15 protein-coding genes are annotated in these 15493 nt (G+C 50.0%); 12 read left to right on the top strand and 3 right to left on the bottom strand.

Annotation, left to right across the window (positions count from 1 at the left end):
• A partial coding sequence (locus CHK_RS01110) for an ABC transporter permease (protein WP_046442139.1) occupies positions 1 to 815 on the top strand: 815 nt, incomplete at its 5' end.
• A 99-nt stretch (positions 816 to 914) separates the two neighbouring features.
• Here the strand turns inward: CHK_RS01110 and CHK_RS01105 are convergent.
• The 3 genes from CHK_RS01105 to CHK_RS01095 form a co-directional block, all read right to left on the bottom strand.
• A complete protein-coding gene (locus tag CHK_RS01105; protein ID WP_046442124.1) occupies positions 915 to 1955 on the bottom strand; it encodes a LacI family DNA-binding transcriptional regulator in 1041 nt (346 codons plus the stop codon).
• Positions 1952 to 2989 (bottom strand): carbohydrate kinase family protein, encoded by a 1038-nt coding sequence (locus tag CHK_RS01100; protein WP_461949954.1) that lies wholly within the window; start codon positions 2987 to 2989, stop codon positions 1952 to 1954. Before CHK_RS01100 ends, CHK_RS01105 begins: the two co-directional genes overlap by 4 nt.
• A gap of 59 nt (positions 2990 to 3048) precedes the next feature.
• The gene (locus CHK_RS01095) at positions 3049 to 3387 is read right to left on the bottom strand and encodes a cupin domain-containing protein (protein WP_052740113.1); all 339 of its coding nucleotides are present in this window, start codon (positions 3385 to 3387) and stop codon (positions 3049 to 3051) included.
• A 519-nt stretch (positions 3388 to 3906) separates the two neighbouring features.
• Here CHK_RS01095 and CHK_RS01090 point away from each other — a divergent pair.
• From CHK_RS01090 to rsmH, 11 genes are all read left to right on the top strand, one after another.
• Entirely contained in the window at positions 3907 to 6315 is a 2409-nt protein-coding gene (locus CHK_RS01090; RefSeq protein WP_046442123.1) for a glycyl radical protein, read from the top strand.
• A 22-nt stretch (positions 6316 to 6337) separates the two neighbouring features.
• Positions 6338 to 7234, top strand: a complete 897-nt coding sequence (locus tag CHK_RS01085) for a glycyl-radical enzyme activating protein (RefSeq protein ID WP_046442121.1) — start codon at positions 6338 to 6340, stop codon at positions 7232 to 7234.
• Between the two features lie 149 nt (positions 7235 to 7383).
• Positions 7384 to 8049, top strand: a complete 666-nt coding sequence (locus CHK_RS01080) for an HAD family hydrolase (protein WP_046442119.1) — start codon at positions 7384 to 7386, stop codon at positions 8047 to 8049.
• A 195-nt stretch (positions 8050 to 8244) separates the two neighbouring features.
• Positions 8245 to 9546: a phenylacetate--CoA ligase family protein gene (locus CHK_RS01075; protein ID WP_046442118.1), complete on the top strand. Its 1302-nt coding sequence runs from the start codon at positions 8245 to 8247 to the stop codon at positions 9544 to 9546.
• A gap of 18 nt (positions 9547 to 9564) precedes the next feature.
• Complete coding sequence (locus tag CHK_RS01070; RefSeq protein ID WP_046442117.1) at positions 9565 to 9996, top strand: acetolactate synthase; 432 nt, start codon at positions 9565 to 9567, stop codon at positions 9994 to 9996.
• 28 nt (positions 9997 to 10024) lie between these two features.
• Positions 10025 to 10342, top strand: a complete 318-nt coding sequence (locus CHK_RS01065) for a hypothetical protein (protein WP_046442116.1) — start codon at positions 10025 to 10027, stop codon at positions 10340 to 10342.
• Between the two features lie 2 nt (positions 10343 to 10344).
• Positions 10345 to 12657 carry an endopeptidase La gene (lon, locus tag CHK_RS01060; protein WP_046442115.1) on the top strand — a complete coding sequence of 771 codons (2313 nt, stop codon included), beginning with the start codon at positions 10345 to 10347 and terminating at the stop codon, positions 12655 to 12657.
• Positions 12657 to 13268 (top strand): ribosome biogenesis GTP-binding protein YihA/YsxC, encoded by a 612-nt coding sequence (gene yihA, locus CHK_RS01055; protein WP_046442113.1) that lies wholly within the window; start codon positions 12657 to 12659, stop codon positions 13266 to 13268. Before lon ends, yihA begins: the two co-directional genes overlap by 1 nt.
• On the top strand, positions 13265 to 13960 hold the full coding sequence (locus CHK_RS01050) for a metallophosphoesterase (protein ID WP_046442112.1): 696 nt from the start codon (positions 13265 to 13267) through the stop codon (positions 13958 to 13960). The genes yihA and CHK_RS01050 overlap by 4 nt, the downstream gene beginning before the upstream one ends.
• A gap of 166 nt (positions 13961 to 14126) precedes the next feature.
• Positions 14127 to 14558 (top strand): division/cell wall cluster transcriptional repressor MraZ, encoded by a 432-nt coding sequence (gene mraZ / locus CHK_RS01045; protein WP_046442110.1) that lies wholly within the window; start codon positions 14127 to 14129, stop codon positions 14556 to 14558.
• A complete protein-coding gene (gene rsmH / locus CHK_RS01040) occupies positions 14555 to 15493 on the top strand; it encodes a 16S rRNA (cytosine(1402)-N(4))-methyltransferase RsmH (RefSeq protein WP_046442109.1) in 939 nt (312 codons plus the stop codon). Before mraZ ends, rsmH begins: the two co-directional genes overlap by 4 nt.

The raw sequence follows: 15493 nt of genomic DNA, 5'->3' as shown, positions 1-15493 counted from the left end.
GAATCATAGCAGTAGGTATGACGTTCATCATGCTGACAGGAGGAATCGACCTTTCGGTAGGATCGGTAGCAGGCTTCGCAGGAGTAGGGGCGGCGCTGCTGATGACAGAGCAGTCGATGAACCCGGTGCTTGCAGCGATCATCATGTGCCTGTTTGGCATAGGACTTGGGCTTGCGAACGGGTTCTTCATTTCGAAGCTGGCGGTACCGCCGTTCATCGCAACGCTGGGTATGATGGTATCGATCAGGGGACTTGCGTACATCATCACAGGAGGACTTCCGGTATTCGGGTTTGACTCGTCGTACACGCAGCTTGGACAGGGATACCTTGGGCCGATCCCGATCCCGGTGCTGATCATGGCGGCAGTATTCATCTTTGGAATTATATTCCTGTCGAAGACAAGGGCAGGGCGGCACATCTACGGCGTAGGCGGAAACGAAGAAGCGTCGAGGCTGTCGGGAGTAAACGTATCGAAGATCAAATTCCTGGTATATGCGGTAGGTGGATTCATGAGTGCGCTTGCAGGGCTTGTAATCCTTGCGAGGACGAACTCAGGGCAGCCGAATGCAGGAGAAGGCTATGAAATGGACGTTATCACAGGCGTAGTACTGGGCGGCGTTAGCATGACAGGAGGCCAGGGGAAGCTGTACATGGTAATCATCGGTGTACTGATCATGGGAATCCTGCAGAATGGTATGACAATGCTGGGAATCAACGAATTCGTACAGAAGTTCGTAAGAGGTATGGTGCTGATTGCGGCGGTAGCGTTCGACAGCTTCATCAAATCCCGCAGGGCCAAAGAAGTTAACGCGTAAAATATCAGACACCTGAGAATCAGCAAGCGTTAGCGGGTTTCAATTATGCAAAAAGCGCTTCCCGTAACAAGGGAAGCGCTTAAAAAACAGATTGTTTGCTTAAAACTGCGAAGAATTGATATTATCAAAAATTTGCAGGTGACAGCCAATATGGGCTTGCTGGGGAGCGGCATTTTTGGACTGAATGGAAGAAAGTAACAAATCTACCGCTTTTTCGGCGAGCACATCCGGTTGCTGTATCATCAAAAACAGCGACCGGATGTTTTTGAATGGCAGTTTTCCGTCGGAAAGGGGAAACGGAATCGTAAACGTATCGAACGAGCCGATGTCGATTGCATCCGGAAAATCCATTTGCCTGAGCATATCGCACACATATAAAAAATCCCATGTGGTAGCAAGGGCCACCGCTGTGAACTTCTTCATGTTTTCAAGATTGGAAAGCGGCTGGCAGTCAAGTGGCCGGTCTGTATAGATGTATTCCTTTTGTATCTTCAGGTGATGTTTCTCCATCGCGTCCTGATATCCCGCAAAACGGTCCATTTGTACGGTCGTGCAGATGGATTTGCCATGGAAAATGAACAGGATGTTTTTATGCCCGCGTTCAATAAGCGCTTCGGTGAGCTTAAAAGAATTTGCCCTGTTATCCGTCGCCGCATAGCTTGCGTTTACATTGTAAACATAACGGTCCACGAAAACCATCGGAAGATTGTTTGATTGCAGCTTGCGCAGGTAGTCAAGATTTGCAAAGTTGTCGCAGGCGTTCACAATCAGGCCGTCGACAGCGCCTGTAAAGCAGAATTCAAGGATTTCACGCTCTATTTGCGGATCTTCGTGGCTGTTAAAGATAATCGAGGAATAGCCTTCGCGCCGCAGGTTTTTCTCGATTTCATCCGTGAGCTGGGTTAAAAAATAGAAATTGAGCTCAGGCTGCAGAATACCGATTACTTTTTTCTTGCGCAGGAAAGGAAGCTTGCCTTCGGAAGCAATTCCCTGCGGGGTATAGTTGTGCTTCTGGGCGATCCGGATGATCTGGGCCCTTTTTTGTGCAGAAACACGGACCGGTTTATTGTTGAGCACCTTGGAAACCAGTGAACGGGATACGCCCGCCTTATCCGCGATATACTGTAACGTTACTTTCATTGTTTCATTCCTTTCCGATAAAGATTTACAGGCGTTCCGTACCCTGTTCGCAGCAGTTTCCTGCGAACAGGGCCGGAATACCCAAAGAGGCTCTGCGTTTTAAGTACAAAAGAGTAAAGCTTATGCGCAAAGCCTATAATGCCGTGTTNTTGATCAAGGAGCGCGAGAACCTCTTCGCGCGTGGGAGCGCCTTCCATCGGACCTTTTTTCAGTACTGAAAGCGCGCCCGCAGCATTTGCAAAACGTCCTGCCTCATACAGGGGAAGGCCGTCGTTCAGGGCGGTTACGAAGGCTGCGCAGAAGGTATCGCCTGCGCCTGTCGGATCGACCTCGGTAACAGAAAACGAGGGAACGTCCATAATCTCGCCGCCGTTAAAGATGCGGCAGCCATCTTCGCCGTTTTTAAGTACGACGAGCTTGCCCTGCTGCGCCCACTGTTTGCATCCGGTATCGTCGTCAGGAGCGCCGGTAAACATCATCGCTTCCGTTTTGCTTGGAAAAATGACGTTTGCACGCGCGATGATCGGCGCACACATATCCCGAATTTCCTCGACGCTTAAAACCTCCGGGCGGATATTGGGATCAAAGCATACCTTTACATCATCGTCAAGCACGCTCAGCAGTTTGTAGACCGCCCTCATACAGTTCTCGTTGACGGAAAGCGTTACGCCTGTAATGTGCACCCATTTTACGCCCTTGATTTTCTCGGGATCGATATCGCTTTCGTCTATCATTCCTGCGGCAGAATGCCGCCAGTGATAAATAAACGTACGGCTGCCGTCGCTGAAATACCCTACAAACGCGGTGCCGGTTGTAGCGCCGGGAGCCACGCGTACCATGTCAAGATCCACGCCGCTTTCACAGAGACGGTCGCACAGGCATTTGCCAAAGCCGTCGTCGCCGACTACGCCGATAAACGAACAAGAATTGCCAAGCTTTGCCGCGGCATTGATAAAAATGGGGGTATCGCCGCTCGGGTAAGGGCCTGTAAGGTCGGCGGCCTTGTCAAAGGGTTTGTCGATATCCTTACGCATGATTTCGACGAGCATACCGCCGATGCTTAAGATGTCTGCCATAATGATGTTCCTCCTTGTTAATCTCTTGTCGCGCAGGTTGCGTAAAGAAATTTGAGCGCCCCGTCCCCGGGATTGCTGACGATGTGGGGTATGTCACGGTGTACCAGAGTAAAATCGTCTGTTTTGAGATGGACGGTTTCTTCTGTCGTCGGATAGGTCAGCACGGCCTCTCCGGATATAACATAAAAAATTTCGTCCGCATTTTTATGCCCCGCGTCGTAGCCGGCTGTTTTACCGACGGGGAGCTCGAGCACGCCAAAGCTAAGCTGGTCTGTTTCACCGCACGCATAAAGCTGCGCATCTCCAAATTCATCCGCTTTTACGGACGAAACAGGAATTGGTATTCCATACTGCATTAATAAATTCCTCCTTCTATTGTGTCCTTTATATCTGTTGTCATAGTACCTGGAATTGCACCCAAAAAAGGGTGGACAAGATGATACACATATGATACCATTGATACAACATTGATCAAAGACGAGAAATGGATAGATAATGGACAAAATAACGAGTATTTGAATGATATAAACATTTTAAATTGAAATAAAGGAAAAATATCAAAAAATGTATTGGGAGAAATCAATTTTAGCGAAAACCGCGCGGTTTTTTTAATGAATTGGGCAAAAAAATTGAAACAATCAAAACAGGAAGAAATGTTGGAGAAATAAGGCGTTAAAATGCGATAATCAAGAAAAAAAGAGAAAATCAGGCATATATCAGTATAAACGAGATTTTGTGATAAACGTTGCATCAAAAGTATAATTGAAATACACAGGGAAGTATAACATTTCATAAATGACCACATAGTACAAATGAAAACAGGGGAAACATTGTGCGTAATGCACAGTATTATGGCTCTAAGGGAGGTTAACAGCATGACAAGAACAGAACGGATCAAAAAGTATATTTTGGGTTACGCGCCTGAAATTTGCACGGAACGCGGTAAAATTTATACGGAAGAATGTCTCAAAGCGCCGGGGCAGCCGGTTGTAATCCGCCGTGCGCGGGCTTTTAAACGTATGATGAACGAGATGACCATTTATCTCGGCGACGACGACCTTTTGATGGGAAATACGGCGGGGAAACCGCTTGCGGTGGAGCTGTTTCCGGAATACTCAATCGATTGGGTGCGCGATGAACTGGATACGTTTGAAAAACGTCCGCGCCAGCGCTTTGTAGTGACGCCGGAGCATAAGGAGGAAATCCTCAAAATGTGTGACGCATGGGACGGCGCAACGCATTTTGACCGCGTGGATTATTCGCTCAAACAGACGATTGGCGACTACCTGATGGGGCCGGGGCCGGATGGGAAAGGCCATCAGCACCCAAGTGTGAACCAGACGATGTCTATCGAGCATAACCAGAACGGCGACGGGCATATCATCCCGGATTACGTTGGCCTGCTCGATACGGGCTTTAACGCTGTGATCGAAAAAACCAAAACACAGATCGGACTTTTGGATGAAAGCGACGAGGAATACTTGGAGAAGCTCGCTTTCCTGAACTCGGTGGTCATGGTGCTTGAAGGTGCGATTGATTATTCTGAACGGCTTTCACAGATGGCGGTTGAACGCGCCAAGAAGGAAACAGATACGGGACGTAAGGAAGAATTGATGGAGATGGCCCGTATTTGCCACAAAATTCCGGCAGAGAAACCGGACACATTCTATGAAGCGCTGCAAATGGTGCTGCTGATTCATCTGTTGATTCAAATTGAATCAAACGGTCACAGTATTTCCATGGGCCGCATGGATTCCTATCTGTATCCTTTCTATGAGGCGGATGTGCGCGAAGGGCGCATTGATGCGGACAAGGCGCAGCAGCTTTTGGAATGCTTCCTGCTCAAGTGCTTTGAAGCAAATAAGCTTCGCGACTGGGGTACGACGGAAATCCTCGGTGGAGACCAGCTGTTCCAGACCATCACGCTTGCAGGGCAGACGCCGGATGGAAAATCGGCGGTCAACGAGCTTTCCTACCTGTTCCTGAAGGCGCTCGGACACACAAATATGAATGTGCCGACCGTAATTGTGAGCGCGGGGAAGACGACGCCGCTTGAATTTATGGAGGCCTCGATGGAGGCGCTTGTGGCGCATGGCGGCGGTATGCCTGCATTTTTCAACGACGACGTTGCCGTGGATATGATGCTGCGTGCAGGCGTAGACCTGCGTGACGCGCGTAACTGGGCGGGTATGGGCTGCTCTGAGGTGCGCGTGCCGGGCAAGCATGGCACAGGCGTAACGCCGGTATATGTTAACATGATGAAAATTCTGGAGCTTGCGCTGTACGACGGAGAGAATCCAAATACGGGTAAGACATTGTGCAAGACGAAAGCTTCTTTTAAAGACGCGAAAAACCTTGACGACGTGATAGCGCTCTTCGAGCAGCAGCTCGATTACTATCTGGAATTTATTCCAAAGATCGAGCGGGCGATTGCGGAAAGCTACTTCACGCTCACGCCCACGCCCTTCCTTTCGGCAACTGTGAATTACAGGATCGAAATGGGTAAGGATATCAGCTGGGGCCGCGGGCCAAATTATAACGACACGATCATTCATTCGCACGGATATCCAAACGTTGCAAACGCATTAGAGGCGATCGACCAGGTTGTGTTCCAGAAAAAGCTTTATACGGCTGAGCAGGTGCTTAAGGCGATGAAGGAAAATTTCGAAGGGGAAGAAAACCAGAAAATACGCAAGGCGCTTGCGGAAAGCCCCACGTTTGGCAATGACAACGACGAGGTAGACCTGCTGTGCGAGCGTTTGTTTGAGATCATGCCTGCAAAAATGAAAAAGATGAAGCCGCTTCGCGGAGGCCAGTTTGGCTGTACGGCACAAACGGTTGTTATGAATGTGATCGACGGGGAAGTGATTGGCGCGACTCCAGACGGAAGATACGCAGGGGAGTCTCTGGCGGATAATATGTCGCCTGTTCCGGGTACGGACGAAAGCGGCATTACGGCGGTGTTCAACTCGCTTTCCAAAATCGACCATGCGCTGATGGACAACGGCTCGATCCTGAATGTAAAATTCCACCCGTCCGGACTTGCCAGCGCAGAAAAGCGCAGGAAGATCGCGCAGACGATCAAGGTATATTTCAAGCGTGGAGGGTTCCAGGTACAGTTTAATGTCATCAGCAGGGAAATGCTGGAGGACGCGCAGGAGAAGCCGGACGACTACCGCACGCTGGTGGTGAAGGTAGCGGGCTTCAGCGCATTCTATGTGGAGCTGGAGGAAAAATGGCAAAACCATTTGATTGCCCGCACGGAATATTCGGAAGCAAATTAAGGGAGAGGATACTGTTTAAGGAATGGGATGTATATTTGACATACAACGGTTCTCGCTGGACGACGGCCCGGGGATTAGGACTGTGGTGTTCTTCCAGGGCTGTAACCAGTGGTGCAAATGGTGCCACAATCCGGAATCGATCGGCAGGAAACCTGTCGTTATTCGCACGGATTCAAGCTGCTCTATGTGCGGGAGGKGCGCGGCTGCGTGCCCTTCCCACGCAATCAGCTTAAAGGAGGGCCGGTATCTTGTGGATCACAGCCTTTGTACGCTGTGCGGTACATGCGCCCTCACCTGCTTTGAAAACTGTTTCAGGATCAGCGGCAGGGAATACAGCGCGGATGAGGTGATGGATACCGTACGCAAGGACGGGGATTACTATGAGGAATCGGGCGGCGGTATTACTGTAAGCGGTGGGGAACCCACACAACAGGCGGAATTCCTTGTGGAGCTGCTGCAAAAATGCAGGGAGGAAGGCATCCATACCGCAATCGAAACGAATGGGAATATGAGTGGCGAGACGCGCAGGCGCATCGAACCGCTGCTTGATTACGTCATGCTCGATATCAAACATACGGACAATGAAAAAAGCAAAAAATATACGGGAAGCGGCGCCGGAAAGGCGTTGGAAACCCTTGCTTACCTGGCGGCGAAAAAGCCGGTGGAGGTTCGCGTTCCGGTGGTGCCCGGCTTTAACGATACGCCCGCGGAGCTGCAAAGCATTGCGGACGCCGCCGCAGAAAGCGGCGCGCATATGATACGTTTCCTGCCTTACCATACGTACGGCATGAGCAAATACCACAACCTGGGGCTCGACTACGAATACCCGGCTGCAGAACCGATGACTACGGAAGAGCTTGAAAAGCTCATTGAATCTGTAGATACAAAGGGGCTTGAGGTTCGGTTGGGAATGAATTAAAAAATGACAGCAATGCTTACGGTATTGCTGTCGTTTTCTGTAATGCGCCTCATTGACAAAATACGTCCAAAAAGGGTATGATCAAAGGGTGCTTTTCGGGGGATTGGCAGGAAGAACGTTAGACAAAGGATATCCGAACGGAGGAGCAGATGAGACGGTACGATCATATTTTATTTGACTTGGATGGAACGCTTGCAGATACGCCGGATTTTCATTGTAAGGTGTTTATCGATTATTTTACGGAATGCGGAAAGGTTTTTGATCCGGACAAAATCACGAACGGCTTGCAGAAAACGCTTTCGATCAGGGACGTTCTGCGCGACGCAGGTGTGAAGGACGAAGAAGAGGAAGAGGAAGTTTTCCGCTATTTGCGTCGTTTTTACGGAACGGGCGCGGACGATATGATTGGCAGGATCAGGCTTGCAGACGGCGCACGGGAGACGCTGGGCGCGCTGCATAAGGAAGGGTATGGCATGGCCCTGATTTCAAATTCCATGCAGGAGCTTCTGGAGCGCATGGTAGTAGTGCTTGGCCTGCAGGATTATTTCTTTGAGCTTGAAGGCGCAAAGGAAGAACAGGCAGAGAAGCTGGAACGTTTCCGTGCGCTGCTGGAACGAAATGAAATAAACCCGGGACGCGTGCTTTATGTGGGGGATACAAACGGCGATATGAAGGTAGCGCATACCCTTGGCTGCGATGCGTGTTTTGCAAATACGGATATTGCGTGGGCGCAGGATAAGGAAGCGGTCATTCGTACGCATAAACCGGAATATGTAATCGGAAGTATTGGCGAGCTGCTTGAAATTTTGGCATAAGGCGGCCTGCGGGCGTTAACGTATATTGAATTGAGAAATCGCGGCGCGTTCCAGCTGTATAAGGAAACGCCGCTTTTTTTCTGAATTGCGTTATTTTGGTATTTGCTCAGGCGCGGGAAAATGGTATGATAGAAACGTACATTATATTATGATATTTTCCGGGCGTCCGGAAACAAACAGAAAGGATCGATTGCAATGGAGAATTATTTCCAGCCTGAAATCGAATGCGCTTCGCCTGAGCAGATCAGGAAGTGGCAGGATGAACGGCTCGTGAAAACGGTGAAGCACGTTTACGACAATGTGCCGTATTACAGGAACCTGATGGAGAAGCAGGGCGTGGAGCCCGATGACGTGAAATCTGTAGATGATTTATGCAAGCTGCCCTTCCTCACGAAGGATGATTTGCGCGACGCATATCCATACGGGTTGCTGGCGGTTCCGCTTAGCGATGCTGTCAGGATACAGTCTACGAGCGGGACGACAGGAAGGCGGGTTGTCGCTTTTTATACACAGCACGATATTGACCTGTGGGACGAGTGCTGCGCCCGTGCGATTGTGGCGGCAGGAGGCACCAGGGATGACGTGGTGCATGTTTCCTATGGCTACGGCCTCTTTACGGGCGGACCGGGCCTTAACGGCGGCTCGCACAAGGTTGGATCGCTGACCCTGCCAATGTCATCCGGTAACACGCAGCGCCAGATACAATTTATGTGCGATCTGGGATCGACGATCCTTTGCTGTACGCCCTCCTATGCGGCATACCTTGGAGAAACGATCTGCGAAGAAGGCCTGCAGGACCAGATCAAGCTAAAGGCGGGTATCTTTGGTGCGGAAGCGTGGAGCGAGGAAATGCGCAGGGATATTGAGAAGAAGCTGGGCATCAAGGCTTACGACATTTATGGATTGACAGAGATTTCCGGTCCGGGCGTTTCGTTTGAATGCAGCGAGCAAACCGGGATGCACATAAATGAAGACCACTTTATCGCGGAGATCATCAATCCTGTAACAGGCGAGGTGTTGCCGGACGGGGAAAAGGGCGAACTGGTATTTACAAGTATTACCAAGGAGGCGTTTCCGTTGCTTCGTTACCGTACGCGCGATATTTGCGTGCTCACAAGGGAAAAATGCTCCTGCGGCAGGACGCACGTCAAAATGTGCAAGCCAATGGGACGCAGCGACGATATGCTGATTGTAAAGGGCGTAAACGTATTTCCGTCACAGATAGAGACGGTGCTCCTCAACAAGGGGTATCCAGCAAATTACCAGATCATCGTCAGCAGGGAGAAGAACAGCGATGTACTGGAAGTCCAGGTGGAGATGACGCAGGAAATGTTCTCCGACTCCGTAAGCCAGGTGGCGGAGCGTGAACGCGAACTGATCTTTGAGATGAAGGCGATGCTTGGCATTTATGCAAAGGTGGCCCTGGTGGCACCAAAATCGATTGCGCGCAGCGAGGGCAAAGCTGTGCGCGTCATCGACAAACGCAACCTTTATTAAGGTAAGGAGGAGTGCACAATGACGGTAAAACAGATTTCTGTATTTTTGGAGAACAAACCCGCGCAGTTGTCGGCGCTGGTTAAAGTCCTCAACCAGAATCAGATCGATATGCGGGCGCTTTCTGTGGCGGAGACGCGTGACTTTGGCATACTGAGGCTGATTGTCGACGACACCTATAAGGCCGCATGCGTGCTGAAGGAAGCGGGATATGTGTGCTCGATCACGCCTGTGCTTGCAGTCGCAATTTCAGATGAGCCGGGCGCTCTTTCGGGTATTCTCGATATCCTTGGGGATAACGGTGTGAATCTTGAATATACGTATGCGTTTATCACGCGGAAAAAGGATCTTGCATATATGATCTTCCGCGTGGAGGATAATGACAAAGCAATCGATGTGCTGACGAAAAACGACATTAAGCTCATTTGCCAGGATGAACTGTATGGGCTGTAAAAACGCGCGATAGCAGGAAAGCCTTCCTTTGATTGTCAAGGGAAGGCTTTCTTATTATTGTATGCCACGGGCGGGGAAAGAAGAAAGAAGTGTTTTTGCATTTGTTTTAGTTTATCAAATGGTTGTTCAGGCAGCATATATTATTGCATCTGCGCTATGCGCTGTGTTTTACCTGTTGGCTGTAAAACAGCGTGGAAACAGGGGGGGATATAAGGGAAAAAACAGGAGAAACAGGGGAATCTCTAAAGGCTGCGGGGATGTCCTGATTGAACTAGGATTGATTTTCATGTATAATCAAACATACAGACAGACTGGAAAAGGAGCAAATATAAATTGGAAAGATTAGTTATGCCGATGGTGGCGTTACGGGGGCTTGTTATCTTCCCCTATATGGTGTTGCATTTTGATGTTGGCAGGGAAATGTCCGTCGCCGCGGTGGAGGAATGCGTCACGCAGGGGCAGGAAATCTTTTTGGTAACCCAAAAAGACCTCAAGATCGAAATGCCGGAAATCGAGGATTTGCACGGCATAGGAACAATCGCCAAGGTGAAGCAGGTGCTGAAGCTGCCGGGCGATACGCTTCGGGTGCTGGTAGAAGGAGAGCGCCGCGCGCGTATGATTGGTTATGCCGGCAAGGAACCGTTCCTTCGGGCAGAGGTCGAAGAGATTCCGGAGGAGTCCCACGACGATCCATCCAAAGAGGTTGTAAAGGAAGCTTATATGCGGCGTGTGACCGATCTCTTTGAGCGGTTTGCGGCGCTTGGAGCCCGCATTCCCGGAGAAACCCTTTTTACGATCGGCGAGGTGGAGGAGCCGGGCAAGTTCGCGGATATGATTGCTTCCAATGTGGCGATAAAGCTGGACGATAAGCAGAAGGTGCTCAACTGCGTCAGCGAGCTCGAGCGTTTGCAGCTTGTGATGGAAATATTGAAAAAAGAGATCGATATCCTTGAAATCGATAAGGAAATTGCATCCTCGGTAAAGCAGCAGATCGATAAATCCCAGCGTGAATATTTTCTGCGCGAGCAGATGAAGGTCATCCAGAAGGAGCTTGGAGAAACGGAAAACGACGAGGACGAGGTAGACGAGCTTCGCAGGAAAATCAAAGAGCTGCCGCTTTCTGAGGAAGCGCGCACGAAGGCGGAAAAAGAGCTTGCCAGAATGACGAGGATGTCTTCGGGTTCGCCGGAGATCAGCGTCATTCGAAGCTATATCGACTGGATTGTGAGTTTGCCGTGGGGTAAATACACACAGGACGATCTGGATCTTGCACATGCGCGCAAGGTTCTCGATCAGGAGCATTACGGCCTCCATAAAGTCAAAGACCGTATTATCGAGTTTTTGGCGGTCAGGAAACTGAAAAATGATATGCACGGGCCGATCCTGTGCCTTGCGGGGCCTCCAGGCGTAGGAAAAACGTCGATCGCGCATTCCATTGCAAATGCGCTTGAGAAAAAATTTGTGCGGATGTCCCTTGGAGGCGTGCACGACGAAGCGGAGATCAGGGGGCACCGGCGTACATATATCGGCGCGATTCCCGGGCGTATCATTACGTCAATCAAGCAGGCGGACAGCATGAATCCTCTGTTTTTACTGGATGAGATCGATAAGATGAGCAGCGATTTCCGCGGAGATCCTGCTTCTGCGATGCTGGAGGTGCTCGATCCGGAGATCAATAACACCTTCCGCGATCATTACCTTGACATTGAATTTGACCTGTCAAAGGTTATGTTTATAACGACTGCAAACGATATCAGCACCATTCCGCGTCCGCTTTACGACAGGATGGAAATCATTAACATCGATAGCTATACGGATGTGGAAAAGCTTAACATTGCAAAAAAACACCTGATCGCAAAGCAGGCGAAGGAGCATGGCCTCAAGCCGCGTACTGTCAGGATCAGCGACGGCGCGATTATGGATATGATCCATAAATATACGGCTGAAAGCGGAGTAAGGAACCTGGAGCGCGAGATAGCGACTATTATGCGTAAATCTGCCGCGCAGATCGTAGGCGAGGGAGACGAGAAGATTTCCGTCACACAGAAGAACCTGAAGGATTATCTGGGGCTTCCGAGGCGCAGCGAAACAAATGTGATGAAAAAAGATACTGTCGGCGTGGTGACGGGCCTTGCATGGACGGCTGTCGGCGGACAGACGATGCCCATTGAGGTTTCCGTGATTCCCGGAACGGGCAAGATGGAGCTTACGGGGCAGCTTGGCGACGTGATGAAAGAATCGGCAAAAACAGGAATCTCTGTTGTGCGCGCGATGAGCGGCAAGCTGAAATTTCCCAAGGATATCAACGAAAAAACGGATCTGCACATCCATGTGCCGGAAGGGGCAATCCCCAAGGATGGCCCTTCGGCGGGCGTTACGATGGTAACGGCGCTGGTATCTGCGCTTACAAAGCGCCCGGTGCGCCATGATATCGCCATGACGGGAGAAATCACGCTGACAGGCAGGGTGCTTAAAATAGGCGGGATTAAAGAAAAGGCGCTTGCCGCCCTTCGCGCGGGTATCCACACGATTATCCTGCCAAAGGACAACGAAGCCGATCTGGAAGAGTTGCCGGAGTCCGTCAGAAGCCAGTTGAACTTTATCTTTGCAACGGAAATTGGCGATGTGCTTAAAAATGCGCTTGTAACGGAGAAAAAATAGTGGAGATCAAAAAAGCGGCCTTTATTACCAGCATGAAACGGGCGGAGGATTATCCGGAGGAGGGCAGGCCGGAGATTGCGTTCGCCGGAAAGTCGAATGTGGGAAAATCCTCCCTCATCAACTATATGACGAACAATAAGAAGCTGGCATACGTCAGTAAGCAGCCGGGGAAAACGAGGCTTATCAATTATTTTCTGGTGAACGATTCCTTCTATCTTGTAGATCTTCCGGGATACGGCTTTGCGCGTGTGTCAAAGACGGAAAAAGAATCGTGGGCCAGGATGATGGAGCAGTATTTTGCAGTGGCGAAAAATCTGCGCGCGCTCGTGATTCTGGTGGATATCCGCCACAAACCAACGCAGGATGACCTGCAGATGATCGAATGGGCGGCCCGTTACGGCGTGCCGTTTATGATTGCGGCAACCAAGGCGGATAAAATTGCAAAATCCAAACGCTATAACTACGCTGTGCAGATGGCAAAGCACATCGAAGCCGCAGTTGACCTGGATATGGAATTTTTGATCGTGCCGGTCTCGGCTTCCAGCAAGCTGGGAAAGGAAAAAGTATTGGATTATATCGAACAAATGCTCGGCCCGGAGGATGGCGAATGAATATATACGCAATCGGTGATCTTCATTTATCGAACGCGCAGCCAAAAGCAATGGATATTTTCGGAGACCACTGGAAAAACCATTTTGAAAAGATCAGCGCGGACTGGAACGCGCGGGTAAAGGAAGACGACATAGTACTTATCCCCGGCGATATCAGCTGGGCAATGAATATCGCAGATGCGGTCTGTGATCTGGACGCGATTTGCGACCTCCCCGGGAAAAAAATTATGATCAAGGGGAATCATGACTACTGGTGGGGATCGATGTCGAAAATAAATGCTGTTTTGTATAACGAAACCTATATTTTGCAAAATAACTCGTTGGTTGTGGGGGACTATGTTTTTTGCGGCACGAGGGGCTGGAGCCTCCCCGGCGATAACGGATTTTCGGAAAATGATAAAAAAATATTCGAGAGGGAGAAGCTGCGGCTGCAGCTTTCGCTTGATACCACAAAAAAGTATCAGGACAAAAAAAAGATTGCCCTGATGCACTTTCCGCCCGTATATGAGAATATAAAAAACACGGATTTTGCAGAGATCCTGGAGCGCGGAGGCGTCAGTGAAGTCGTTTTTGGGCATCTTCATGGCGAGGTGCTAAAAAACCTGCACCTTACAAATCTTAAAATCGGTTCGGTCAACTATAATTTGGTATCTGCGGACTACCTGGACTTCAAATTGAAGAAAATATGCTAAACACAATTTAAAAAAGCGATAACAAAGCCAAAAAACTGCGAATTACACAATTCGCGGTTTTTTTTGTTTTGTCAGAAAAAAGCTTGCATAATGGTGGGGAAAATGATAAAATTTGATTAAAAGTGGCGCAAAGTGGTTAAAAGTGGGGAAAGGAGTTTTCGCGGCGATGCTGATTGGAGAATACACACACAATTTAGACGCCAAGGGCAGGGTGTTCATGCCGGCCAAATTCCGTGACGATTTGGGCGAAAGCTTCATCGTGACGAAGGGCGTTGGCAAATGCCTTTTTGTGTTCTCCATGGACGAGTGGAACAACTTTGCCGGAAAACTCAAAGACCTGCCGGTTTCCGATGTTGCGGCGCAGAGCTTTACGCGTATGCTGTTTGCGAGCGCGTGCGAATGCGAAGGAGATAAGCAGGGAAGAATCCTTTTGCCGCAAAGGCTGAGGGATCACATCGGCGCCACGAAGGAAACTGTAATCATCGGTGTGATGACAAGAGCGGAAATCTGGTCGAAGGAAGGCTGGGCGGAATACAATGACAGCGCTTACAAAGACTATGAAGAAACGCTTGCCAAACTTGCGGAGCTTGGAATATGACGGCGCAGGGGCACGTCCCGGTACTGTACCGGGAGACGCTTGAAGCACTGAATTTGCAGGACGGCGGCCTTTACGTAGATGGAACGCTCGGCGGAGCGGGACATTCGACGGGAATTCTCGAGGCGAGCGCGCCGGGAGGAAAGCTGATCGGCATCGATAAGGACATGGCGGCGATCAGGCGTTGCGGGGAAAGGCTTGCCGGTTACAAAGACAGGATCACGCTTGTACATGACGATTTTAAAAATATCAGGCAGATTTTAGACCGCCTGGATATTGAAAAAATAGACGGGGCCGTACTGGATCTTGGAGTCTCGTCTTTCCAGCTTGACGAGGGGGAACGCGGGTTTTCTTATAACGAACCGGCGCCGCTCGACATGAGGATGGACAGAAACAATCTCCTGACGGCACAGCGAGTCGTAAATGAGTATGGCGAAGAAGCCCTGAGGCAGGTAATCAGGGATTACGGCGAAGAGAAATGGGCTTCGCGCATTGCACAGTTTATTGTGGCGGAACGCAAAAAGAAGCCGATAGAAACAACGCTGGAGCTGGTAGAAATTATCAAAAGCGCAATACCGGCAGGGGCAAGAAGAAACGGCCCGCATCCCGCAAAAAGAACGTTTCAGGCAATACGCATCGAGGTGAACGCGGAGCTTACAGGGCTTTCGCAGGCTATAGACGATTATGTATCGGTTCTTGAAAGCGGAGGAAGGCTTGCAGTCATAACCTTCCATTCGCTGGAGGACAGGATTGTGAAGCAGACGTTTAAGCGGCTGTTTGATCCATGCGAGTGTCCAAAGGACTTTCCGGTTTGCGTATGCGGCAAGGAAAGCCAGGTCAGGATACTCACAAGAAAACCGGTACTTCCGACAGAATTGGAGCTTGAGACAAATCCGAGGGCTCGAAGCGCTAAGCTAAGGGTAGCTGAGAAGAGATAA

The sequence above is a fragment of the Christensenella hongkongensis genome (assembly GCF_000981035.1).
Lineage (GTDB): Bacteria > Bacillota > Clostridia > Christensenellales > Christensenellaceae > Christensenella > Christensenella hongkongensis.
This window is presented reverse-complemented; position numbering and strand designations above follow the sequence as displayed.

Excerpts from the sequence above, each read along its gene's own strand:
- CHK_RS01105 (WP_046442124.1), bottom strand. The coding sequence starts at position 1,955 with ATGAAAGTAACGTTACAGTATATCGCGGATAAGGCGGGCGTATCCCGT.
- CHK_RS01095 (WP_052740113.1), bottom strand. The coding sequence starts at position 3,387 with ATGCAGTATGGAATACCAATTCCTGTTTCGTCCGTAAAAGCGGATGAA.
- CHK_RS01090 (WP_046442123.1), top strand. The coding sequence starts at position 3,907 with ATGACAAGAACAGAACGGATCAAAAAGTATATTTTGGGTTACGCGCCT.
- CHK_RS01080 (WP_046442119.1), top strand. The coding sequence starts at position 7,384 with ATGAGACGGTACGATCATATTTTATTTGACTTGGATGGAACGCTTGCA.
- CHK_RS01075 (WP_046442118.1), top strand. The coding sequence starts at position 8,245 with ATGGAGAATTATTTCCAGCCTGAAATCGAATGCGCTTCGCCTGAGCAG.
- CHK_RS01070 (WP_046442117.1), top strand. The coding sequence starts at position 9,565 with ATGACGGTAAAACAGATTTCTGTATTTTTGGAGAACAAACCCGCGCAG.
- lon (WP_046442115.1), top strand. The coding sequence starts at position 10,345 with ATGCCGATGGTGGCGTTACGGGGGCTTGTTATCTTCCCCTATATGGTG.
- CHK_RS01050 (WP_046442112.1), top strand. The coding sequence starts at position 13,265 with ATGAATATATACGCAATCGGTGATCTTCATTTATCGAACGCGCAGCCA.
- mraZ (WP_046442110.1), top strand. The coding sequence starts at position 14,127 with ATGCTGATTGGAGAATACACACACAATTTAGACGCCAAGGGCAGGGTG.
- rsmH (WP_046442109.1), top strand. The coding sequence starts at position 14,555 with ATGACGGCGCAGGGGCACGTCCCGGTACTGTACCGGGAGACGCTTGAA.